Below are 21,715 nucleotides of genomic sequence, written 5' to 3' on the forward strand. Positions count from 1 at the left end.
GACGGAACATTTCCTTATCGGGGCTATATGGATAGTGTAACATTGGCGGCGGGGAAATATCAAATGATATGTTGGGGTGCGCAGGGTGGAAGTTATAATAAAATAGGTGGTTACGGAGGGCGTACTTCGGGAGATATCAACTTGCCGACACAAAGAGTGTTGTATATTTATGTCGGGGAGCAAGGGTATAAGAATAATACTACAAGTTATGCATTTAACGGAGGTGGAATGTGTGGAGGTAATTATAATGCACGGGGTGGCGGTGGTGCTTCCGATATACGTCTATCAGGAGGTAGTTGGAACAACTTCAATAGTTTGAAATCCCGTATCATGGTTGCCGGTGGTGGTGGCGGTAGTGATAATCATTCAGGAGGGTCAAATGGAGGTGATGCAGGTGGACTGACCGGAAGTGATGGAAATAAAAAAGCTAGTAGAACAGGAACGTCACTTTATGTTGCAAAAGGAGGAACCCAGACAGCCGGAGGTGTCGGAGGACATAGGGCTAATGGTGAGGGTGGTGGATCTGGAGGATTTGGAACAGGAGGAAATAAAAACGGTTCTCATGGAGGAGGGGGAGGAAGTGGATATTATGGTGGCGGTAGTGGTCATTGGAATGCTGCGGTAGTTGGCTCCGGCGCAGGAGGGTCGTCGTTTATTTCCGGTCATAGCGGATGTAATGCGATTAGTGCTTCTTCTACATCGACGAGTATTATTCATACGGGACAAGCGAAGCACTATTCCGGGTTATTCTTTACAAATACTTCTATGACTTCCGGAAGCAACAGCGGAAATGGTCAGGTACGGATTACGCCATTAAACTAATAGTGAAAAAATAAAGGATATGTTTTCTACTAAAAAAGAGTATGTTTTTGATGCAAAAAGAGCCTCTTTTTTTCAAAGGGAGTATCCATTTTCAATGAACGCCTGCAAAAAACAAATAAGTATCTGATATTAAAAATATTAGCAATCATATTTAGATACATCCGGCTTAATGACCAAACCTGTTATTTTTAAACCTATCGTTTTTATCTCAAAAACGATAGGTTTTTGGCATGAAAATGATAGGTTTTTAAAAAAGGTGTATTTATTGGCCGAAAAGATATTTAATAAATGTGCTTGGTTTGCTGTTGTTTTGATAGGATTGTTGAGTATAATTTACTATATTTGAATTGCAATAGAGGGGAATGTGCAAATACATTGCGACAATATTTGGAGAAGAAAATAAGATATGAGTAAACCTATAACTATTTTGGATAAAGATTATATACAATGGGTGAATGAATTAAGTTCACGCTATCGCCAAAGTCAAATTAAGGCAGCGGTGAAAGTGAATCAGGAAATGTTACGGTTTTACTGGAGCTTGGGTCGGGATATTGTAGAAATGCGAATAGAAGAAAGATGGGGAGAAAAAGTGATAAAGTCGCTTTCTATGGATTTACAAAGGGAAATTCCCGATGCAGCGGGGTTCTCACGAACCAATTTATATTATATGAAGAAGTTTTATCTTCTTTATCTACCTTTTCAGAATGTCATTCCGCAAATTGTCCCACAATCTGTGGAACAAATAGATGTAGATATATTTTCTATTCCATGGGGGCATCATCGATATATTATTGATAAATTTTTTGAATTTCCTGAAAAGGCATTGTTTTTTGTCCGTCAGACGATACAGAACGGTTGGAGTCGGGATATATTGCTTAGTTTTCTTGATACGGATCTTTATGAACGTTCTGCTAAAGCATTAACAAATTTCAAACAGACATTACCTAAAGAAACAAGTGATTTAGCACAGGAAATAACTAAAGACCCGTACAATTTTGCATTTACAGGAATTACAGGGAGGTATAATGAAAAGGTCTTGAAAGATGCCTTGCTTGAAAATATATCACAATTTCTTATCGAATTAGGGACAGGTTTTGCATATGTCGGCAAAGAATATCGTTTGCAGATAGATGAAAAAGAGAAATTTATAGATTTACTTTTTTATAATTTGAAGCTGTCGTGTTATGTTGTCATTGAAGTCAAGATTGGAGAGTTCGATTTTTCAGACGCAGGGCAATTGGGCGGTTATGTTGTTGCCTGCAATCATCTGTTGCGTAAAGAAGGACGTGATAATCCAACTATCGGTTTGCTTGTTTGTAAACAAAAAAATAATCTTCTGGCCCAATATGCCTTGGAATCAAGTAGTCAACCATTAGGTATTTCAGAATATGAGTTGGCGAAATTATATCCGGAAAATGTAGAAGGGACAATTCCTACTATTGAAGAGATTGAGACCAAATTAGGAGAAAAAACGAAATAAAAAGTGTATCAACTCTACTCCCGGGTTTTACAACCTTTATAATAATAAAAAGTATCCCCCAAAGTTGAACATCTAACTTTGGGGGACTTCAGTATGTAATAATTGTTTTTACTTGGCGTAAGAGATGGCCCGGGTTTCACGGATAACCGTAACTTTTACCTGTCCGGGATAAGTCATTTCATCCTGGATACGTTTTGCAATATCGAAGGAGATTTTTTCCGCTTCGCTATCCGAGATTTTTTCACTTCCCACTACAACGCGTAGTTCACGCCCAGCCTGGATGGCGTACGTTTTGACAACGCCATTGTAAGATAAAGCCAGGTCTTCCATGTCTTTCAGACGTTTGATGTAGGATTCCACCACTTCACGACGTGCACCGGGACGGGCACCGGAAATGGCATCGCAAGCCTGTACGATGGGAGCAATCAAAGAGGTCATTTCCATTTCTTCATGGTGGGCTCCGATGGCATTGCAGATGTCCGGTTTTTCTTTGTATTTTTCAGCCAGTTGCATACCTAAAATAGCGTGCGGCAATTCCGGCTCGTCGTCGGGCACTTTCCCGATGTCATGTAATAATCCGGCACGTTTCGCTTTTTTGACGTTCAGTCCTAATTCGGCAGCCATGATGGCGCAAAGATTAGCCGTTTCGCGGGCATGCTGCAATAGGTTTTGTCCGTAGGAAGAACGGTATTTCATTTTTCCGATTAAGCGGATGAGTTCCGGATGAAGACCGTGGATACCTAAGTCGATGGTCGTCCGTTTCCCGGTTTCGATGATTTCTTCTTCAATCTGTTTTTTTACTTTATTGACGACTTCCTCGATACGGGCGGGATGAATACGGCCGTCCGTTACCAGTTGGTGCAAGGATAAACGGGCAATTTCCCTTCTTACCGGGTCGAAGCCTGAAAGCACGATGGCTTCGGGGGTGTCATCTACGATGATTTCAACACCGGTCGCAGCTTCAAGAGCCCGGATATTCCGGCCTTCGCGTCCGATAATACGTCCTTTGATTTCATCGGAATCAATGTGGAATATGGATACGGCGTTTTCGGTAGCTGTTTCGGTGGCAACGCGTTGTATCGTTTTTATGACCACTTTTTTCGCTTCCATGTTGGCCGTCATTTTTGCCTCTTCCATGATTTCATTGATGTAGGAAACGGCTTCGGCTTCGGCTTCTTCTTTCAGAGAATTGATAAGTTTTTCTTTTGCCTGTTCGCCGGACATGCCGGAGATAGCCTCCAGCTGCTCAATCTGCATCTTTTTGATTTTGTCAAGTTCTGCCACTTTTTTCTCCATCAACTCTTTCTGTACTTCAAAATTGGCTTGTTGAGCCTGAATGTCTTTCGATTTTCTTTGGATTTCTTCCATTTTCTGGGAGATGAAAGATTCCTGCTGTTTCAGCTTGTTTTCAGCCATTAAGATTTTATTGTTTCTGGCTGCAGCCTGTTTTTCGTGTTCGGCTTTGATTTGTAAGAACTTTTCTTTTGCTTGAAGTATTTTATCTTTTTTGATGACTTCGGCCTCGGCTTCAGCTTCTTTAATGATATTTTGACTTCGGTGCTTCAGGGCAATTTTGATGATGACATATCCGATCAAGATTCCCACGACTAAAGCGATCCCCCCTGCGATAATTATATTTGTCATGTTTTTGAAATTAATTTAATTTATAATTGTTTGTATATAATGTTTCTATAATAAAAAACCCGCACTATTTCTTTTAAGAAAACCCCTGTAAGACACGGGTAGAGCTGCCATTTGATTCAAACTTCCACCGTCCCGAAGGAACTCCTAAGAGTTGAGGCCTGTTTTGGGCAAATAAAGCATCCGCTCTAATTGATAAAGTGTTGAGTTTTCGCTTAAATGTGAAACAATGCGGGATATTGTTATGGTAAAATCAAAGAACGCCTTATGATATTACTCTTTTGTGATTTCGTCGATTCTTCTGTTAAGTTTCTCTATTTCATCCAATATCGGTTCCGTGTCATTCCTTCGTTCCGCCCGTATCAGTGCAACCGTATGTTGAAAGGCTGTCAGATAGAGAAAATCCAAAGGGTCGGCCTGAGAGCCGTATTTTGCCCGAAATTTTGAAATCATATCGTTAATACGTTTCGATGCAGCCCGATAAACTTCTTCTTCATCCTGATTCTTCGCGATTATCGGAAATTTTTTATCAGCAATGCTGACATGTATCGAAACGGCTGTATCTTTTTCGCTCATAAATTAGTTATTCAAAAGAGCAATACATTTGTCAATCTCCCGCACCAGCTGGTTTATCCGCATTTTCGCCTGGTAACTTCCCTTGTTGTTACCCGATATAGCGTTAGCCACTCTGGCTGTTTTTAATTCTTCATTCAAAATTTTGTTCTCCCCCTTCAAGTGTTCGATTTCGTTGAGCAATTCGTTTATTTTGCTTTCTAAAATCTGATTCTTTTCGAGTGAGGCTATATTTAATTTTATTAATCTTTCAACTTTATAATTTAGTTCGTTTAAAACGATATCTTTTCTTTCAGTCATATTATTTCGGATAACCTGAAAATAATTATTTTTGAAATGATTTCACGACAAAGATATTTTTTTTTCTTTAAAATATCAAGAGTGTTGATATATTTGTACAATAAAATACCGCTATACGTATAGTATTTATTCTTGAGTAATGATGAGTGCAATCCGATATTGTTGTGTGATAATTTGTTGTTTGGTTTTGGGACGTGAAATTTTGTGCGCCCAGCAGCAGGAGCGGATTGCTCCTTTGAGAATTCCCTTGTTGTTGAGCGGTGGCTTTGGGGAGTTGAGGGAAACGCATTTTCATACGGGCTTGGATATGAAAACGGAAGGCAGGGTCGGATTGCCGGTGGTGTGTGTGAAGGATGGAAGGGTGGCTCGTGTGAAGGTTTCTCCGGTGGGCTATGGAAATGCCCTGTATGTGGAGCATGAAGACGGCTTGACGACTGTTTACGCTCATTTGTTGCGTTTTCATCCGGCGGTTACCGAAATAGTCAGGCAGAAGCAATATGAAAATGAGTCGTTCGAGGTGGATATGGATATGGGTGAATATGGTTTGGTGTTCAAGCAGGGGGATACGCTGGCGTTTAGCGGCAATACCGGGTCTTCGGGTGGTCCTCATTTGCATTTTGAGTACAGGGATACCCGGACGGAAGCCGTTTTAAATCCGCTTTTGTTTGTAGATATTCAGGATAATGAGGCTCCCAAAGTAAGAGCTTGCTATCTGTATCATATGGTAAAGGACGGATGTGTGGAAAGAAAGAAACGGTTTGTTCCGAAATTGCTTGAGAATAACCGTTATGACGGTGGGCGTGTGACAGTATCGGCAGGGAAGAACGGTATGGGATTCTACCTGACGGATATTATGAATGGGTCGTGGAATAAATTGGGCGTATACCGTATAGTGGTGGAAGTAGAGGGAAAGAAGCATTTTGAATTGACGGTGGATACCTGTTTGTTTGAGTGTAGTTGTCTGGTGAACGAACTGAAAGATTTTGAGCTATACAGGCGTGCCAGGGAGACGGTTTATCGTACGTTCGGACATTATATTACGGAAGTTCCGGGTGTAAAGACGGAAGGTGAAGGATGGATTGAAATGCAGGAGGGGGAAGAAAAGAGGGTCGCTGTCAGGGTGGCGGATTATAACGGAAACGAGGCGGAACTCTGCTTTACGTTGGTGGCGAAGGGTGCGGGGAGTGAAAAGGAAAGGGAGGTGCTGGATTATAAGTGTGCGCATACGTTATTAAAAAAAGAGTATCGTGTAGTTTTGGGAGATAGTGTTTTGTTTGCTTCTTTGCCTCGGATGGTAGTGGTGGATACCATGACACTGGCGGATGGAAATAGGTACGATGTATTTATGCTTTCGTCTAAGGAACAACCTTTGAGGCGTCCGCTACGTTTGGAGGTGTCGGGAGATTTTAATGAAAAGAATGTGATTTGCCGGGTGACAGATAGAAAAATGCTTGACGCGTTGGATACAAAGTTGGGGGAAGAGGGTATGTTTGCATATACTTCTTGTTGGGGGCGTTATACGTATGCAGTGGATACGGTGGCGCCGGAAATAAAATATTTGGGTGTATCGGGAGGTATGTTGAAGTTTACTGTCCGGGATAATTTGTCGGGGATAAAGGCATACCGGGGAGAGGTGAACGGAAAGTGGTGTCTGTTTGAATATGATGCAAAAAGTAATTTGTTGACGTGTCGTTTGCGGGAGCCTGCTTTTGTAAAAGGGCAGAATGAAATAGAGTTGAGCGTATGGGATAGGGCGGGGAATGAGGCGAAAAAACGGGTGGCTTGTCAACGGAATAATTAGGAGAGAAAAATGGAAGAATATGTGGAAGTATTGATAGCGGAAGGGAAATTGGAGGAGGCGATTGCTGTATTGGAACGGAAATGTGAGCAGGAAGAAGAGGAGGAGATGTTGTTGCTGTTGGGGGAGTTGTATTATAAAAAAGGTAAGAGTATTCAGGCGTTGAATAAGTTTAATGCTGTCTTGAGAAAGAATCCTGATAATATCAAGGCGCATACGTATGTCACGATGATTAATAATATCTTGAATTTTTATCACAAAGATTTATTGAACCCTTGAATTTTAGTTTTTTTGTACTATTTTTGCAGCCAATTGTTTAAAATAATAACAGGCTAACGACAGCTATCGAAAGGGGGTGACCTTATTCCGGGGATATTGGAGATAGATAAATATAGTATAGGTTGGAGATATGCGCGAATGGGCGCATAAATAAAAATGTTAAATTTTATAATGAGATAAAAACTATGATTATTGTTCCTTTGAAAGAAGGCGAAAATATTGAAAGAGCCTTGAAGAAATTTAAAAGAAAATTCGAGAAAACCGGGATTATTAAAGAATTGAGAGATCGCCAAGCGTTCACAAAACCTTCTGTTATTAGCAGACAGCAGAAATTGAAAGCTATTTATAAACAGAGTTTACAGATTTCCGAAGAATAATTTTTTTGTTCGGAATTTGTTTTCCCGAATAAAATAGTTAAATTGGATGCCTGAAAAGGCATAATATTACATTCAAAAGTCAAGGGTCTTTTCCAAGATCGTTGACTTTTGAAATTTAAGGGTAAAAGATATGAATGTTGAGCCGTTTTTTAATTATTTAAAGGATGAAAAAAGGTATTCGTCTTTTACATTGACTGCCTATAAAAAAGATCTGGAGCAGTTTTTGGCCTATTGTGCAACGATAAACGATATCCGGGGATTTGAGGATATCACACCGAAAATCGTAAGGGAATGGGTGATGATAAAAATGTCCGAAGGAGGGACGGTGGCTACGGTTCGTCGGAAATTGAGTACGTTGCGTACCTTTTTCCGTTTTTTGATGCGGGAAGGGAAAGTAAAAGAGGATCCGACGGAAATAGTTGTTACGCCTAAAATGGGACATCGTTTGCCGGTGTTTGTTCCGGATTATCAGATGAATAATATGCTGGATTCGGAGGAGTTGCAAGGGGGCTTCCATGAATTGAGAGACCGGCTTGTGCTGTTGATGGCTTATTATACCGGCATGCGGCGTTCGGAGTTGGTCGGTCTGAAGGACAGAGATGTTGATTTTTCCGGCAAGACTGTCGTTATTACGGGAAAGGGGAATAAACAACGGCTGGTGCCTTTGGCGGATGAATTGATAGAGGATATGAAGTGTTATCTGGAACTTCGGAAAGAGGTCGGGGGAGAGAAACACGGGTATTTTTTTGTGACCGATAAAGGGAAGCCTGTTTACGATAAGTTTATTTATCGTCTGGTTCAGAAATATCTGGGCATGTATACGACGTTGTCTAAGAAAAGCCCGCATGTTTTGCGACATACGTTTGCGACGCAGTTGTTAAACAACGGCGCTTGTATCGAAGCTATCCGGGAGTTGCTGGGACATGCGGATCTGGCAGCGACTCAAATATATACTCATAATTCTTTTGAGAATTTAATCAAGGTGTTTAACAAAGCTCATCCAAGAGCCTAAATTTAGGGAGGAATAGATTATGGAAGTAAAAATTAATGCAGTCGGTTTTTCGGCAAGTTCGCAATTGGAAGATTTTATTCAAAAGAAGATTTCCAAGTTGGACAAGTACAATGATTCTATTTTAAGGATTGAAGTGAATTTGAAGTTGGAAAAGGATGATAATCTTGAAAATAAAGTCGTTGAAGTTCGTGTGGATGTAAAGGGGCAAGATGTGTTTGCAAAGAAAAATGCGAGAAAATTTGAGGATGCGGTAGATGAATTGTATGATGTGGTTAAGCGCCAGTTGGTTAAAATTAAAGAAAAAGAGAGAGAAAAATAATGACTTGCGGCTATAAACTTTAGAAAAAGTTTTTGCAATACGAAATATTTTTCTACATTTGCAAGCCAAATAAAGAATTTTTTCTGACTTATAGTACTATAAAGTGGTATGAGTCAGGTATTTTAAAAGAGATTCGGATTTTTTTGTGATAAATTGTTTAATAATAAAATTGTATTGAGCTATGGCTAAAGAAAAGTTTGACAGGTCAAAACCGCACGTAAATATTGGTACTATCGGTCACGTAGACCACGGTAAAACCACTTTGACGGCAGCAATTACGACTGTGTTGGCAAAGAAAGGTCTTTCTGAATTGCGTTCTTTCGATTCTATCGATAATGCGCCGGAAGAAAAAGAAAGAGGTATTACGATTAATACTTCTCACGTAGAATATCAGACGGCAAATCGTCACTATGCACACGTTGACTGTCCGGGTCACGCTGACTATGTAAAGAACATGGTTACGGGTGCTGCTCAGATGGACGGTGCTATTTTGGTTTGTGCCGCTACGGATGGTCCGATGCCCCAGACTCGTGAGCACATTTTGTTGGCTCGTCAGGTAAACGTACCGAGAATCGTTGTATTCTTGAATAAAGTGGATATGGTTGACGACCAGGAAATGTTGGAATTGGTGGAAATGGAACTTCGCGAGTTGTTGAACTTCTATCAATATGACGGAGACAATACTCCTATTATATTGGGTTCTGCTTTGGGTGCATTGAACGGTGAAGCAAAATGGGAAGAAAAAGTAATGGAATTGATGGATGCTGTTGATACATGGATTCCGCTTCCTCCGCGTGATAATGAAAAACCGTTCTTGATGCCTGTTGAGGACGTATTCTCAATCACTGGTCGTGGTACTGTTGCTACCGGTCGTATCGAAACGGGTATTGTACACGTAGGTGATGAGTTGGAAATCATCGGTTTGGGTGCAGACGGAAAGAAAACCGTTTGTACGGGAGTTGAGATGTTCCGTAAATTGTTGGATGAAGGTGAAGCCGGAGATAACGTTGGTTTGTTGTTGCGTGGTATCGACAAGAACGAAATCAAACGTGGTATGGTATTGGCAAAACCGGGTTCTGTTAAACCGCACAAGAAATTCAAAGCTGAGGTTTATATCTTGAAAAAAGAAGAAGGTGGACGTCATACTCCGTTCCATAACAAATACAGACCGCAATTCTATTTACGTACAATGGACGTAACGGGTGAAATTACGTTGCCGGAAGGAACCGAAATGGTAATGCCGGGAGATAACGTAACGATTACGGTAGAATTGTTGACTCCGGTAGCTTGCTCATTAGGTTTGCGCTTCGCTATTCGTGAAGGTGGACGTACGGTAGGTGCTGGTCAGATCACTGAAATTATTGAATAATACTTTATTCATATTTTAAAGGGTTGATTTTCGGATCAACCCTGTTTTACGGATGTAGCTCAGTCGGTAGAGCATCGGTCTCCAAAACCGAGTGTCGGGAGTTCGAGTCTCTCCATCCGTGCTTTAATGAATTAGAATTTGAGATGAACATCAAAGGTTATTTTGCAGAGGTATATAACGAACTGGTCAATAAAGTGTCTTGGCCTTCTTGGTCAGAGCTCCAGAGCAGTGCCACTATCGTAATGATTGCTTCCGTCCTTATTGCTATTGGTATTTTTGTGATGGATTTTGTATTCAGACATGTGATGACCTTTGTATATAGTATGTTTTATTAATAATCCCGAGAACTAACATGGCAGAAATAAAAAAAAGATGGTATGTGCTTCGTGTGATTGGTGGTAAAGAGAAGAAGGTGAAGGAATACATCGAAAGCGAAATTGCCAGTTTGGGGCTTCAGGATTATGTTTCTCAGGTTTTGATACCTACCGAGAAGATCTTCCAGGTACGTAACGGCAAAAAGATTAGTAAAGAACGGAATTTTTTTCCCGGATATGTATTAGTAGAGGCTGCTTTAGTTGGTGAAGTCCCTCACGTACTTCGTGATGTCACGAATGTTATAGGCTTCCTGGGGGAAACCAAAGGAGGTGATCCGGTACCGATGCGTTTGGCAGAAGTAAATCGGATTCTTGGAAAGGTTGATGAGCTTGCAGAACAACCGGAAGAAATAAGCGTGCCTTATTTCGTAGGCGAATCCGTAAAAGTTACAGACGGACCGTTTAACGGTTTTACCGGTGTGATTGAGGAGGTGAATAGCGATAAGAAGAGATTAAAAGTAATTGTTAAGATCTTTGGACGTAAAACGCCTCTTGAATTGAGTTTCATGCAGGTAGAAAAAGAATAATTAAATTTTTGAGAAGAAAAAATCATGGCAAAAGAAGTTGAAGCTATTATTAAGCTGCAGATTAAAGCTGGTGCCGCTAATCCTTCTCCTCCTGTAGGTCCGGCATTAGGTTCTAAAGGAGTCAATATTATGGACTTCTGTAAACAGTTTAATGCAAGAACTCAGGATCAGGCAGGAAAGATTATTCCGGTAATTATTCAGGTTTATGGTGATAAATCTTTTGATTTTATTACAAAACAACCTCCTGTTGCTGTTCAGCTTTTAGAAGTAGCGAAAATCAAATCCGGTTCTGCAGAGCCCAATCGTAAGAAAGTGGCTTCTCTTTCCTGGGATCAGGTAAGACAAATTGCAGAAGGGAAAATGAGCGATTTGAATGCTTTTGAAGTGGAAAAAGCAATGAGTATGGTAGCTGGAACTGCCAGAAGTATGGGAATCACTGTTGACGGTGACAGACCTTTTTAATGAATTTGTAAAATACTTCAAACGTAATGAGTAAACTGACAAAAAATAAGAAGTTAGCTTTAGAAAAAATCGACGACGGTAAAGTATATACCATCGACGAAGCTGCTAAACTTGTAAAAGAGATTACTTTTACTAAGTTTGATGCGTCAGTTGACATGGACGTTCGTCTGGGAGTAGACCCGCGTAAAGCCAATCAGATGGTGCGTGGTGTCGTAACCTTACCTCATGGTACTGGTAAGCAAGTGCGTGTTTTGGTACTTTGTACGCCTGAAAAGGCAGAAGAGGCTCAAGCTGCAGGAGCTGATTATGTAGGATTGGATGATTATATTGAGAAATTGAAGTCCGGTTGGACTGATATTGATATTATCATTACCATGCCTTCTATCATGGGTAAAATAGGTGCTTTGGGACGAATTTTAGGTCCTCGTGGATTGATGCCTAACCCGAAGAGCGGTACGGTGACAATGGATATTGCCAAGGCTGTAACGGAGGTTAAGCAAGGGAAAATTGATTTTAAAGTTGACAAATTTGGTATTATACACGCTTCAATCGGCAAGGTGAATTTTAATGCGGATCAAATTAGAGATAATGCTCGTGAATTCATGAATGTTATTAATAAATTGAAACCGTCTTCAGCTAAAGGAACCTATGTGAAGAGTGTGTTCCTGTCAAGTACAATGAGTCCCGGTATTAAATTAGACCTTAAGTCATTACTTGATTAATTATTAACCTTAAAAAGGACCTTTGTAGAATGAAAAGGGAAGAAAAACAAGTAATCATAGACAATTTAACCGAGCAGATAAAGGCATATAAGCATCTTTATATCAGTGATATTTCTGAGTTGGATGCAGTTGCCACACAGGATTTACGCAGAGAATGTTTTAACGCCGGCATCAAATTAATACAGGTAAAGAATACCTTGTTAAAGGTTGCATTGGATGGCTTAGAAGCAAATTATGAGGAATTATATGGTGCTTTGGCTGGTTCCAGTGCTATTATGCTGAGTGAAACAGGAAATGCTCCGGCTAAACTGATTAAGGAATTCAGGAAAAGTCACGATAAACCTGTTTTTAAGGCTGCTTATGTGGAGGAAAGTGTCTATGTGGGTGAGAATCAACTGGATGCTCTTGTCAGCATTAAATCTAAAGAAGAATTGCTGGGAGATATTATCTTGTTGTTGCAATCACCGATGCAAAAACTTATCTCTTCTTTGGAATCAGGGAAGAATACTATCGGAGGTGTTCTTAAAACATTGGAAGATAGAGCATAATTTATTATTTTATTAGAGTAAAAACAATTTTAAATACTTATCGAAATGGCAGATTTGAAAAAACTTGCAGAAGAATTAGTTAACTTGACTGTAAAAGACGTAAAAGAATTAGCTGATATCTTAAAAGAAGAATACGGTATTGAACCTGCTGCAGCTGCAGCTGTTGTTGCTGCTCCGGCTGCTGGTGGTGCAGCTGCTGGTGGTGCAGAACAGAGTGAATTTGATGTTATTTTGAAATCAGCTGGTGCTGCAAAATTAGGAGTTGTTAAATTAGTGAAAGAGTTGACGGGTCTTGGCTTGAAAGAAGCTAAAGAATTAGTTGATAAGGCTCCGGCTCCTTTGAAAGAAAAAGTTTCTAAAGAAGAAGCTGCACAATTGAAAGCTCAACTTGAAGAAGCAGGAGCTGAAGTTGAACTTAAATAAGTATAGACCCATTGGGTTTTAACGGTTTAGAGTCATTTTTGACTCTAAACCATTTTGTCGTTATTATTGTTTAGGTTCCAAAAAATTAATAGATGTCTTCAAATAATTCAAATAAAAGAATCAGCTTTGCATCCATTAAAAATCAGTTGGAATATCCTGATTTTCTTGAGATACAATTAAAGTCGTTCAAGGACTTTTTTCAATTAGGTACTACGCCTGAAAATAGGAAAAACGAGGGCCTTTACACCGTTTTTAAGGAAAATTTTCCCATTACCGATACGCGAAATAATTTTGTATTGGAGTTTCTGGATTATTTTATTGATCCTCCCCGTTATACTATTGACGAGTGTCTGGAACAGGGATTGACGTATGGAGCACCCTTGAAGGCAAAATTAAAATTGTACTGTACGGATCCCGAACATGAAGATTTTGATACTGTCATAGAGGATGTATATTTAGGAAATGTACCCTATATGACACCTAAAGGTACATTTGTTATTAATGGGGCAGAGAGAGTTATCGTATCTCAGTTGCATAGGTCGCCCGGTGTATTTTTTGGACAGAGTGTTCATGCTAATGGTACAAAATTATATTCAGCTCGTATTATCCCGTTTAAAGGATCATGGATTGAATTTGCTACAGACATCAATAATGTAATGTATGCTTATATTGACCGTAAGAAGAAATTACCGGTGACGACGTTGTTGCGGGCAATTGGCTTTGAAACGGATAAGGATATTTTACAGATATTTGATTTGGCAGATGAAGTGAATGTATCCAAGGCGGGGTTGAAGAAAGTCGTTGGAAGGCGCTTAGCTGCTCGTGTTTTGAAGACGTGGGTGGAAGATTTTGTAGATGAAGATACCGGTGAAGTGGTATCTATTGAGCGTAACGAAATTATTGTAGATCGTGAGACTGTTCTGGCAAATGAACATATTGATGCGATTGTCAATTCGGGCGCAAAGACTATTTTGTTACATAAAGAAAAGCAAAATCTGGCAGATTATGCCATTATATATAATACACTGCAAAAAGATCCGTGTAATTCGGAAAAAGAAGCAGTGATGCATATTTACAGGCAGTTACGTAGTTCGGAACCGCCTGACGAAGCAACTGCACGTGACGTAATCGATAAATTGTTTTTCTCTGATAAGCGTTATGACCTGGGGGATGTGGGACGTTACAAGTTAAATAAAAAATTGGGCTTGTCTACAGATCCTTCTGTTCGGGTATTGACGAAGGAGGATATGATTGAGATTATCAAGTATCTGATTAAGTTGTTGAATGAACGTACGGATGTGGATGATATCGACCACTTGAGTAATCGTCGTGTGCGTACTGTTGGAGAACAATTATATAATCAGTTTGGGGTAGGTTTGGCCCGTATGGCACGTACTATTCGGGAAAGAATGAATGTGCGTGACAACGAGGTGTTTACTCCGGTGGATTTGATTAACTCGAAGATATTGTCTTCGGTGATTAATTCTTTCTTCGGAACTAATGCTTTGTCGCAGTTTATGGACCAGACTAATCCGTTGGCCGAGATTACGCACAAGCGGCGTATGTCTGCTTTGGGACCTGGTGGTTTGTCCAGAGACCGGGCAGGATTTGAGGTACGAGATGTTCACTATACCCATTATGGACGTTTGTGTCCGATTGAAACTCCGGAAGGTCCGAATATCGGATTGATTTCTTCACTTTGTGTATATGCAAAGATCAATGAACTCGGATTTATAGAGACTCCTTACCGAAAGGTGACTAATGGAGTTGTAGATTTGTCTGCTGAAGGAGTAAAATATTTATCGGCTGAAGAAGAAGAAGGATTGATTATAGCGCAGGCAAATGCAAAGGTTGATAATGATGGGCATTTTGTAAATAAGCGGGCTAAATCACGTAAGGACGGTGATTTTCCTTTGGAGGAAGTTGAAAATATTGATTTGATAGACGTTGCTCCGAATCAAATCGCTTCTATTGCAGCTTCTTTGATTCCTTTCTTGGAACATGATGATGCGAACCGCGCTTTGATGGGTTCTAACATGATGCGGCAAGCGGTGCCCATTATTAAACCGCAGGCTCCGATTGTTGGAACAGGATTGGAGGGTAATTTAATTAAGGATTCTCGTACACAGGTGGTAGCAGAAGGACCGGGCGTTGTGGAATTTGTAGATGGTCATCATATTGTGATAAAATATGATCAGACAGAAGAGGAACGGTTTGTAAGTTTTGTGGGAGATACAAAAGAATATATTTTACCGAAGTATAAGCGGACAAACCAGAGTACGACCATTACGTTGCGTCCGATTGTTAGACGGGGACAACGTGTGGAAGAAGGACAGATATTAACGGAAGGATATGCTTCAGAGGGTGGTGAGTTGGCATTGGGACGTAATCTGAAAGTGGCTTTTATGCCTTGGAAGGGATATAATTATGAGGATGCTATTGTAATATCTGAAAATATTGTCAGGAATGATATCTTTACTTCTGTTCATGTTGATGAATATTCTTTGGAAGTGAGAGAGACTAAACGAGGAGTAGAGGAATTGACAGCTGATATTCCGAATGTTAGTGAAGAGGCGACCAAGAATTTGGATGAGAATGGTATGATTCGCATTGGAGCAAGAGTAGAGCCGGGGGATATTTTGATTGGTAAGATTACTCCGAAAGGGGAATCTGATCCCAGTCCGGAAGAAAAATTGCTCCGGGCTATTTTCGGTGATAAAGCAGGAGATGTAAAAGATGCTTCTTTGAAGGCTTCTCCTTCCTTGAAGGGGGTAATCATTGATAAGAAGTTGTTCCAACGCACCATTGGCGATCGGAAGTCGAAAGCTGCAGGTAAAACGATATTGGCAGAGATTGATGAACAGTTTGAACGTAATGTGGGGGATTTGACGACGTTGTTGATTGATAAATTGTTTGAATTGACTAACGGTAAGACCTCTCAGGGCGTGAAAAATTATCTGAATGAAGATGTGATTGCCAAAGGAGTGAAGTTTACATTGAAGACTTTACAGAATTTGAATTATCTGGAGGTTAATCCGAATAAGTGGACGACGGATAAACAACGGAATGATATGATCCGTGATTTGCTTCACAATTTTGTGATCAAATATAAGGAAATCGAGGGGAGAATGAAGCGTAAAAAATATAATGCAACTGTAGGGGATGAGCTTCCTTCCGGAATCATTAAAATGGCTAAAGTTTACGTGGCTAAAAAACGTAAATTGCAGATTGGAGATAAAATGGCGGGACGTCATGGTAATAAAGGTATTGTATCACGTGTTGTTAGGGTTGAGGATATGCCGTTTTTAGCAGATGGTACGCCGGTTGATATTTGTTTGAATCCGTTAGGAGTACCGTCTCGTATGAATTTGGGACAGGTATTTGAGACGGTATTAGGTTGGGCTGGTCAGAAATTGGGAATGAAGTTTGCAACGCCTATTTTTGATGGTGCAACTTTGGAGGATATTAATGAATTAACGGATAAGGCTGGTGTTCCGAGATACGGTACTACTTATCTGTATGACGGAGGTACGGGGGAACGTTTTGACCAACCTGCGACGGTCGGTGTGATTTATATGCTGAAACTGGGACACATGGTTGATGATAAGATGCATGCCCGTTCTATCGGACCGTATTCGTTGATTACCCAACAACCACTTGGTGGTAAAGCTCAATTCGGAGGACAGCGTTTTGGAGAGATGGAGGTTTGGGCTCTTGAAGCATTTGGTGCAGCTCATATTTTGCAGGAGATTTTGACAGTGAAATCTGATGATGTTATGGGTAGAACGAAGACGTATGAGCATATTGTGAAAGGAGAGCCGATGCCGACACCGGGATTGCCTGAATCTTTCAATGTGTTGTTGCATGAATTGAGAGGACTTGGTTTGAGCGTAAACCTAGTATAATTTACGATTTAAAGAATCTAAAATCAAGAAAAATGGCTTTTAGAAAAGATAATAATACAAATAAGCCTAAGAGCTTTACGAAGATAGCTATCGGATTGGCATCCCCGGAGGAGATATTGGAACGTTCCAGCGGACAGGTGTTAAAGCCGGAAACTATAAATTATCGTACATATAAGCCTGAACGAGACGGATTGTTCTGTGAAAGAATTTTCGGTCCGGTGAAGGATTATGAGTGCCATTGCGGTAAATATAAACGGATTCGTTATAAAGGAATTGTTTGTGACCGTTGTGGTGTTGAGGTGACGGAGAAGAAGGTGAGACGTGAGCGTATGGGACATATCCAGTTGGTGGTTCCGGTTGCTCATATATGGTATTTTAAATCGTTACCTAATAAGATCGGATATTTGTTAGGTTTGCCTTCTAAAAAATTGGATTCTGTCATTTATTATGAGAGATATGTGGTTGTTCAGCCAGGTATTTTGGCAGAACGGGGAATTAATCAATTGGACTTCTTAACAGAAGAGGAATATATTGATTTAGTAGATACCTTGCCGGCAGATAATCAACATTTGGATGATGATGATCCCAATAAGTTTATAGCTAAGATGGGGGCAGAGGCAATTGGTATGTTGCTGGAAAAGTTGAATCTGGATGATTTGTCGTATGAGTTACGTCATAAGGCGAATACGGAAACTTCCCAACAGCGTAAGAATGAAGCGTTGAAACGTTTACAGGTGGTTGAAGCATTTCGTGAGAGTAAGGAAATTAATAAGCCGGAATGGATGATTGTGAAAGTTTTGGCTGTTATTCCTCCTGAGTTACGTCCTTTGGTGCCTTTGGATGGTGGACGTTTTGCTACTTCCGATTTGAATGATTTGTACAGACGGGTTATTATTCGTAATAATCGCTTGAAAAGGTTGATTGAAATCAAGGCTCCGGATGTGATTTTACGTAATGAAAAACGTATGTTGCAGGAGGCTGTTGATTCTTTATTTGATAATTCACGCAAATCCAATGCGGTAAAGATTGAAAATAACCGTCCATTGAAATCTCTTTCCGATAGTTTGAAAGGAAAACAGGGACGTTTCCGTCAGAACCTGTTGGGTAAGCGTGTAGACTATTCAGCTCGTTCGGTTATTGTCGTTGGGCCGGATTTGAAGATGCATGAGTGCGGTTTGCCGAAGGATATGGCTGCCGAATTGTATATGCCTTTTATTATCCGTAAATTGATAGAACGGGGTATAGTTAAAACTGTAAAGAGTGCCAAGAAGATTGTAGACCGTCGCGATCCGGTAGTATGGGATATTTTGGAAAATGTACTGAAAGGACATCCGGTATTGTTAAACCGTGCTCCGACGTTGCACCGTTTGGGTATTCAGGCATTCCAGCCTAAGTTGATTGAAGGAAAGGCTATCCGTTTGCATCCTTTGGCTTGTACCGGATTTAATGCCGACTTCGACGGTGACCAAATGGCTGTTCACTTGCCTTTGGGAAATGAGGCTGTATTGGAAGCACAGATTTTGATGTTGTGTGCTCACAATATTTTGAATCCTGCAAATGGAGCTCCTATTACCGTGCCTTCTCAGGATATGGTTTTGGGGTTGTATTATATTACCAAGCCGCGTAAGGGGGCGAAGGGAGAGGGATTGTCATTTTATTCTCCGCAGGAGGTTATTATTGCTTTGAATGAAAGAGCTGTGGATTTGCATGCTCAGATTAAGGTGAAGATTGATGATGTGGATGAAGAAGGAAAGCCGTTTAAGCATACGATAGAAACGACTGTTGGGCGTGTGATTTTGAATCAATTTACTCCTAAAAATTATCCGTATATCAATACATTGATTACGAAAAAAGCATTGAGAGATATTATCGGAGATGTGTTTAAGAAATGTGGTGTAGATGTTACGGCTAAGTTTTTGGATGACATCAAGGATTTAGGATATCGCAAGGCTTTTGAAGGTGGATTGTCATTTAATCTGGAGGATGTAATTGTACCGACGGAGAAGGATTCTTTGTTGGCAGAGGGATATCAGCAGGTAGAAGAAGTTATGGCCAATTATAACATGGGCTTTATAACGAATAATGAACGTTATAATCAGATTATTGATATCTGGACCCATGTGAATGCTAATTTGACTTCAACCTTGATGAAGCAATTGGCCTCAGATAAACAGGGCTTCAATTCTATTTATATGATGCTTGATTCCGGAGCCCGTGGTTCTCGTGAGCAGATTCGTCAGTTGGGGGGTATGCGTGGTTTGATGGCAAAACCGCAGAAGTCAGGTGCTGCCGGAGGACAGATTATCGAGAACCCGATTTTGGCAAACTTTAAAGAGGGATTGTCGGTGTTGGAGTACTTTATTTCAACCCACGGTGCTCGTAAAGGTTTGGCGGATACGGCTCTGAAAACGGCTGATGCCGGTTACTTGACCCGTCGTTTGGTGGATGTGGCTAATGATATAACGATTACCGAAGAAGATTGTGGAACATTGAGAGGTGTTAGCATTGCTGCAATTAAAAATAATGAAGAAGTAGTATCTTCTCTTTATGAAAGAATTTTAGGACGTGTATCTGTTCATGATGTTTATCATCCGAGTACAGGAGAGTTGTTGGTAAAATCAGGGGAAGAAATAACGGAAGCGATTGCTCAAGTTATAGAAGATTCTCCGATTGAGCGTGTAGAAGTACGTTCAGTATTGACGTGTGAAGCGAAGAAGGGAGTTTGTGCTAAATGTTATGGACGTAATTTGGCTACAGGGCGTTTAGTTGAAATGGGAGAAGCGGTTGGTACAATTGCAGCACAGTCTATTGGAGAGCCGGGTACACAGTTGACTTTGAGAACTTTCCACGTAGGAGGTACTGCTGGTAATATTTCTACAGAGAATTCATTAAGAGCAAAATATGATGGTGTTGTTGAGTTTGAGGAAATGCGTTCGGTTGAATATACTCAAGAGAATGGCCAGAAATGTGATGTGGTAGTAGGACGTTTGACGGAGTTGCGTATTATTGATAAAAATACGAATATAGCATTGATTACTAATAACATTCCTTATGGTGCTAAGGTATTTGTGAAGAATGGTGCAGATGTGAAGAAAGGAGATTTGATTTGTGAATGGGATCCATTTAATGCTTTGATTATTACAGAGTTTAGTGGAACTATTGCAACAGAGAACTTGATTGAAGGAGAGACTTATAAGGAAGAATCAGATGAAACAACCGGTTTCCGCGAGAAAGTAATTATTGAGTTCAGGGATAGGACGAAAGCACCTGCAATTTTGGTAAAGGATAATAAAGGTAATACTGTAAAGAGTTATAACTTACCGGTTGGTGCTCATATTGTTGTGAAAGAAGGAGATACGGTCGTTGCTGGTAGCACTATTGTAAAAATTCCGAGAGCAGTGGGTAAGGCTGGTGATATCACGGGAGGTCTTCCTCGTGTGACGGAGTTGTTTGAGGCCCGTAATCCTTCAAATCCGGCTGTTGTGTCAGAAATTGATGGTGAAGTGACTTATGGCAAGATTAAACGTGGTAATCGGGAAATTATTATTACTTCCAAGTCTGGAGAGGTGAAGAAATATTTAGTTTCTTTGTCTAAGCAAATTTTGGTACAGGAAAATGATTACGTACGTGCCGGTACACCACTTTCTGATGGTGCTATTACTCCGACTGATATTTTGAATATTCAAGGTCCGATTGCAGTACAGGAGTATATTGTGAATGAAGTACAGGATGTATACCGTATGCAGGGTGTGAAGATCAATGATAAGCATTTTGAGATCATTGTTCATCAAATGATGCGTAAGGTGTTGATTCAGGATGCCGGTGATACGAAATTCCTTGAAAACCAAATTGTTGATAAGTTAGAGTTTATGGAAGAGAATGATGACATGTTTGGTAAAAAGGTTGTTACGGAGGCGGGAGATTCTGATAGAGTGAAACCGGGGCAGATTATATCGGCGCGTACATTGCGTGATATTAATTCACAATTGAAACGTCGAGATATGAAGGTTGTACAAGCTCGGGATGCTGTACCGGCAACTTCTGCTCAAGTATTGCAAGGTATTACTCGTGCAGCACTGCAGACTTCTAGTTTTATTTCTGCTGCTTCTTTCCAGGAAACGACAAAAGTGTTGAATGAAGCCGCGATTTACGGAAAGGTAGATCCATTGGAGGGCTTGAAAGAGAATGTTATTTGTGGCCATTTGATACCGGTAGGGACTGGAATGAAAGAGTTTAATAGTTTGATAGTAGGCTCTAAAGAGGAGATGGAAAAGATTGCTAAATAAAAAGAAACGCCTCATTTGAGGCGTTTCTTTGTATAGGGGGGATGTGTATTTATTGTGATTGAAATTTAAAAGAATCTTTATTTTGAGAGTAATAATTAAATAATTGATATTATGGAAGAAAATAAACATGAGCAGTTGGAGATTGAGTTAAATCATGAAGTAGCTCAGGGAACTTATGCGAATTTGGCAATAATATCACACTCAACTTCGGAGTTTATTGTAGATTTTGTCAGGATTATGCCGGGAATACCCAAAGCGGAGGTGAAGAGTCGAATTATTTTAACACCTGAACATGCTAAACGTTTATTATCAGCACTTCAGGATAATATTCGTAAATATGAGCAAATAAATGGGAAAATAAATTTTCCAGAAGATAACAGAAGTGTGCCAGGATTTACAATAAATTTAGAACCGCAAGGACAGGCTTGATGGGTATAGTTTATTTTCTGATTTTATTATTCTTGTATTAATGCAGGTGATTTTATAATTTTAGCCTGT

At 40.2% G+C, this 21,715-nt stretch carries 20 protein-coding genes and 1 tRNA gene; 18 read left to right on the top strand and 3 right to left on the bottom strand.

Features of this window, described 5'->3' with window-relative positions:
• Both NFR61_RS09445 and NFR61_RS09450 read left to right on the top strand, forming a co-directional pair.
• On the top strand, nt 1-822 hold an 822-nt coding region (locus tag NFR61_RS09445; RefSeq protein ID WP_251623459.1), incomplete at its 5' end, for a glycine rich domain-containing protein.
• A gap of 406 nt (nt 823-1,228) precedes the next feature.
• Nucleotides 1,229-2,302 carry a PDDEXK nuclease domain-containing protein gene (locus NFR61_RS09450; RefSeq protein WP_251623460.1) on the top strand — a complete coding sequence of 358 codons (1,074 nt, stop codon included), beginning with the start codon at nt 1,229-1,231 and terminating at the stop codon, nt 2,300-2,302.
• A gap of 108 nt (nt 2,303-2,410) precedes the next feature.
• On the opposite strand, the gene rny is transcribed toward NFR61_RS09450, so the two are convergent.
• The 3 genes from rny to NFR61_RS09465 all read right to left on the bottom strand — a co-directional run bounded on the left by rny (nt 2,411) and on the right by NFR61_RS09465 (nt 4,816).
• On the bottom strand, nt 2,411-3,946 hold the full coding sequence (gene rny / locus NFR61_RS09455) for a ribonuclease Y (RefSeq protein ID WP_251623461.1): 1,536 nt from the start codon (nt 3,944-3,946) through the stop codon (nt 2,411-2,413).
• 270 nt (nt 3,947-4,216) lie between these two features.
• The gene (locus tag NFR61_RS09460; protein WP_251623462.1) at nt 4,217-4,519 is read right to left on the bottom strand and encodes a cell division protein ZapA; all 303 of its coding nucleotides are present in this window, start codon (nt 4,517-4,519) and stop codon (nt 4,217-4,219) included.
• 3 nt (nt 4,520-4,522) lie between these two features.
• Nucleotides 4,523-4,816, bottom strand: coding sequence for a hypothetical protein (locus NFR61_RS09465; RefSeq protein WP_251623463.1), 294 nt, complete (start codon nt 4,814-4,816; stop codon nt 4,523-4,525).
• 139 nt (nt 4,817-4,955) lie between these two features.
• On the opposite strand from NFR61_RS09465, the gene NFR61_RS09470 reads away from it, so the two are divergent.
• The 16 genes from NFR61_RS09470 (at nt 4,956) to NFR61_RS09540 (ending at nt 21,646) form a co-directional block, all read left to right on the top strand.
• Nucleotides 4,956-6,617: a M23 family metallopeptidase gene (locus NFR61_RS09470; RefSeq protein WP_251623464.1), complete on the top strand. Its 1,662-nt coding sequence runs from the start codon at nt 4,956-4,958 to the stop codon at nt 6,615-6,617.
• A gap of 9 nt (nt 6,618-6,626) precedes the next feature.
• A complete protein-coding gene (locus NFR61_RS09475; RefSeq protein ID WP_251623465.1) occupies nt 6,627-6,893 on the top strand; it encodes a tetratricopeptide repeat protein in 267 nt (88 codons plus the stop codon).
• 185 nt (nt 6,894-7,078) lie between these two features.
• The gene (gene rpsU, locus NFR61_RS09480) at nt 7,079-7,270 is read left to right on the top strand and encodes a 30S ribosomal protein S21 (RefSeq protein WP_251623466.1); all 192 of its coding nucleotides are present in this window, start codon (nt 7,079-7,081) and stop codon (nt 7,268-7,270) included.
• 130 nt (nt 7,271-7,400) lie between these two features.
• Nucleotides 7,401-8,282, top strand: a complete 882-nt coding sequence (locus NFR61_RS09485) for a tyrosine-type recombinase/integrase (RefSeq protein WP_251623467.1) — start codon at nt 7,401-7,403, stop codon at nt 8,280-8,282.
• A gap of 19 nt (nt 8,283-8,301) precedes the next feature.
• Complete coding sequence (hpf, locus tag NFR61_RS09490; protein WP_251623468.1) at nt 8,302-8,601, top strand: ribosome hibernation-promoting factor, HPF/YfiA family; 300 nt, start codon at nt 8,302-8,304, stop codon at nt 8,599-8,601.
• 181 nt (nt 8,602-8,782) lie between these two features.
• Nucleotides 8,783-9,970, top strand: coding sequence for an elongation factor Tu (gene tuf, locus NFR61_RS09495; protein ID WP_251623469.1), 1,188 nt, complete (start codon nt 8,783-8,785; stop codon nt 9,968-9,970).
• A 48-nt stretch (nt 9,971-10,018) separates the two neighbouring features.
• Nucleotides 10,019-10,091: transfer RNA gene (locus tag NFR61_RS09500), tRNA-Trp, on the top strand.
• Between the two features lie 22 nt (nt 10,092-10,113).
• The gene (secE, locus tag NFR61_RS11265; protein WP_420910118.1) at nt 10,114-10,305 is read left to right on the top strand and encodes a preprotein translocase subunit SecE; all 192 of its coding nucleotides are present in this window, start codon (nt 10,114-10,116) and stop codon (nt 10,303-10,305) included.
• Nucleotides 10,306-10,322: 17 nt separating this feature from the next.
• A complete protein-coding gene (nusG, locus tag NFR61_RS09505) occupies nt 10,323-10,871 on the top strand; it encodes a transcription termination/antitermination protein NusG (protein WP_251623470.1) in 549 nt (182 codons plus the stop codon).
• 24 nt (nt 10,872-10,895) lie between these two features.
• Nucleotides 10,896-11,333: a 50S ribosomal protein L11 gene (rplK, locus tag NFR61_RS09510; protein WP_251623471.1), complete on the top strand. Its 438-nt coding sequence runs from the start codon at nt 10,896-10,898 to the stop codon at nt 11,331-11,333.
• A gap of 26 nt (nt 11,334-11,359) precedes the next feature.
• Nucleotides 11,360-12,055 (top strand): 50S ribosomal protein L1, encoded by a 696-nt coding sequence (rplA, locus tag NFR61_RS09515; protein WP_251623472.1) that lies wholly within the window; start codon nt 11,360-11,362, stop codon nt 12,053-12,055.
• Between the two features lie 29 nt (nt 12,056-12,084).
• On the top strand, nt 12,085-12,603 hold the full coding sequence (gene rplJ, locus NFR61_RS09520; protein WP_251623473.1) for a 50S ribosomal protein L10: 519 nt from the start codon (nt 12,085-12,087) through the stop codon (nt 12,601-12,603).
• A gap of 45 nt (nt 12,604-12,648) precedes the next feature.
• Entirely contained in the window at nt 12,649-13,026 is a 378-nt protein-coding gene (gene rplL / locus NFR61_RS09525) for a 50S ribosomal protein L7/L12 (RefSeq protein ID WP_251623474.1), read from the top strand.
• 92 nt (nt 13,027-13,118) lie between these two features.
• The gene (gene rpoB / locus NFR61_RS09530; RefSeq protein WP_251623475.1) at nt 13,119-16,931 is read left to right on the top strand and encodes a DNA-directed RNA polymerase subunit beta; all 3,813 of its coding nucleotides are present in this window, start codon (nt 13,119-13,121) and stop codon (nt 16,929-16,931) included.
• A 32-nt stretch (nt 16,932-16,963) separates the two neighbouring features.
• Nucleotides 16,964-21,217 carry a DNA-directed RNA polymerase subunit beta' gene (gene rpoC, locus NFR61_RS09535; protein WP_251623476.1) on the top strand — a complete coding sequence of 1,418 codons (4,254 nt, stop codon included), beginning with the start codon at nt 16,964-16,966 and terminating at the stop codon, nt 21,215-21,217.
• A 111-nt stretch (nt 21,218-21,328) separates the two neighbouring features.
• Complete coding sequence (locus NFR61_RS09540; protein ID WP_251623477.1) at nt 21,329-21,646, top strand: DUF3467 domain-containing protein; 318 nt, start codon at nt 21,329-21,331, stop codon at nt 21,644-21,646.
• Nucleotides 21,647-21,715: the final 69 nt, after the last annotated feature.

The sequence above is a fragment of the Odoribacter lunatus genome (genome assembly GCF_943193135.1).
Taxonomy (GTDB): domain Bacteria; phylum Bacteroidota; class Bacteroidia; order Bacteroidales; family Marinifilaceae; genus Culturomica; species Culturomica lunata.

Excerpts from the sequence above, each read along its gene's own strand:
- NFR61_RS09450 (WP_251623460.1), top strand. The coding sequence starts at position 1,229 with ATGAGTAAACCTATAACTATTTTGGATAAAGATTATATACAATGGGTG.
- rny (WP_251623461.1), bottom strand. The coding sequence starts at position 3,946 with ATGACAAATATAATTATCGCAGGGGGGATCGCTTTAGTCGTGGGAATC.
- NFR61_RS09460 (WP_251623462.1), bottom strand. The coding sequence starts at position 4,519 with ATGAGCGAAAAAGATACAGCCGTTTCGATACATGTCAGCATTGCTGAT.
- NFR61_RS09465 (WP_251623463.1), bottom strand. The coding sequence starts at position 4,816 with ATGACTGAAAGAAAAGATATCGTTTTAAACGAACTAAATTATAAAGTT.
- NFR61_RS09470 (WP_251623464.1), top strand. The coding sequence starts at position 4,956 with ATGATGAGTGCAATCCGATATTGTTGTGTGATAATTTGTTGTTTGGTT.
- NFR61_RS09475 (WP_251623465.1), top strand. The coding sequence starts at position 6,627 with ATGGAAGAATATGTGGAAGTATTGATAGCGGAAGGGAAATTGGAGGAG.
- rpsU (WP_251623466.1), top strand. The coding sequence starts at position 7,079 with ATGATTATTGTTCCTTTGAAAGAAGGCGAAAATATTGAAAGAGCCTTG.
- NFR61_RS09485 (WP_251623467.1), top strand. The coding sequence starts at position 7,401 with ATGAATGTTGAGCCGTTTTTTAATTATTTAAAGGATGAAAAAAGGTAT.
- hpf (WP_251623468.1), top strand. The coding sequence starts at position 8,302 with ATGGAAGTAAAAATTAATGCAGTCGGTTTTTCGGCAAGTTCGCAATTG.
- tuf (WP_251623469.1), top strand. The coding sequence starts at position 8,783 with ATGGCTAAAGAAAAGTTTGACAGGTCAAAACCGCACGTAAATATTGGT.
- secE (WP_420910118.1), top strand. The coding sequence starts at position 10,114 with ATGAACATCAAAGGTTATTTTGCAGAGGTATATAACGAACTGGTCAAT.
- nusG (WP_251623470.1), top strand. The coding sequence starts at position 10,323 with ATGGCAGAAATAAAAAAAAGATGGTATGTGCTTCGTGTGATTGGTGGT.
- rplK (WP_251623471.1), top strand. The coding sequence starts at position 10,896 with ATGGCAAAAGAAGTTGAAGCTATTATTAAGCTGCAGATTAAAGCTGGT.
- rplA (WP_251623472.1), top strand. The coding sequence starts at position 11,360 with ATGAGTAAACTGACAAAAAATAAGAAGTTAGCTTTAGAAAAAATCGAC.
- rplJ (WP_251623473.1), top strand. The coding sequence starts at position 12,085 with ATGAAAAGGGAAGAAAAACAAGTAATCATAGACAATTTAACCGAGCAG.
- rplL (WP_251623474.1), top strand. The coding sequence starts at position 12,649 with ATGGCAGATTTGAAAAAACTTGCAGAAGAATTAGTTAACTTGACTGTA.
- rpoB (WP_251623475.1), top strand. The coding sequence starts at position 13,119 with ATGTCTTCAAATAATTCAAATAAAAGAATCAGCTTTGCATCCATTAAA.
- rpoC (WP_251623476.1), top strand. The coding sequence starts at position 16,964 with ATGGCTTTTAGAAAAGATAATAATACAAATAAGCCTAAGAGCTTTACG.
- NFR61_RS09540 (WP_251623477.1), top strand. The coding sequence starts at position 21,329 with ATGGAAGAAAATAAACATGAGCAGTTGGAGATTGAGTTAAATCATGAA.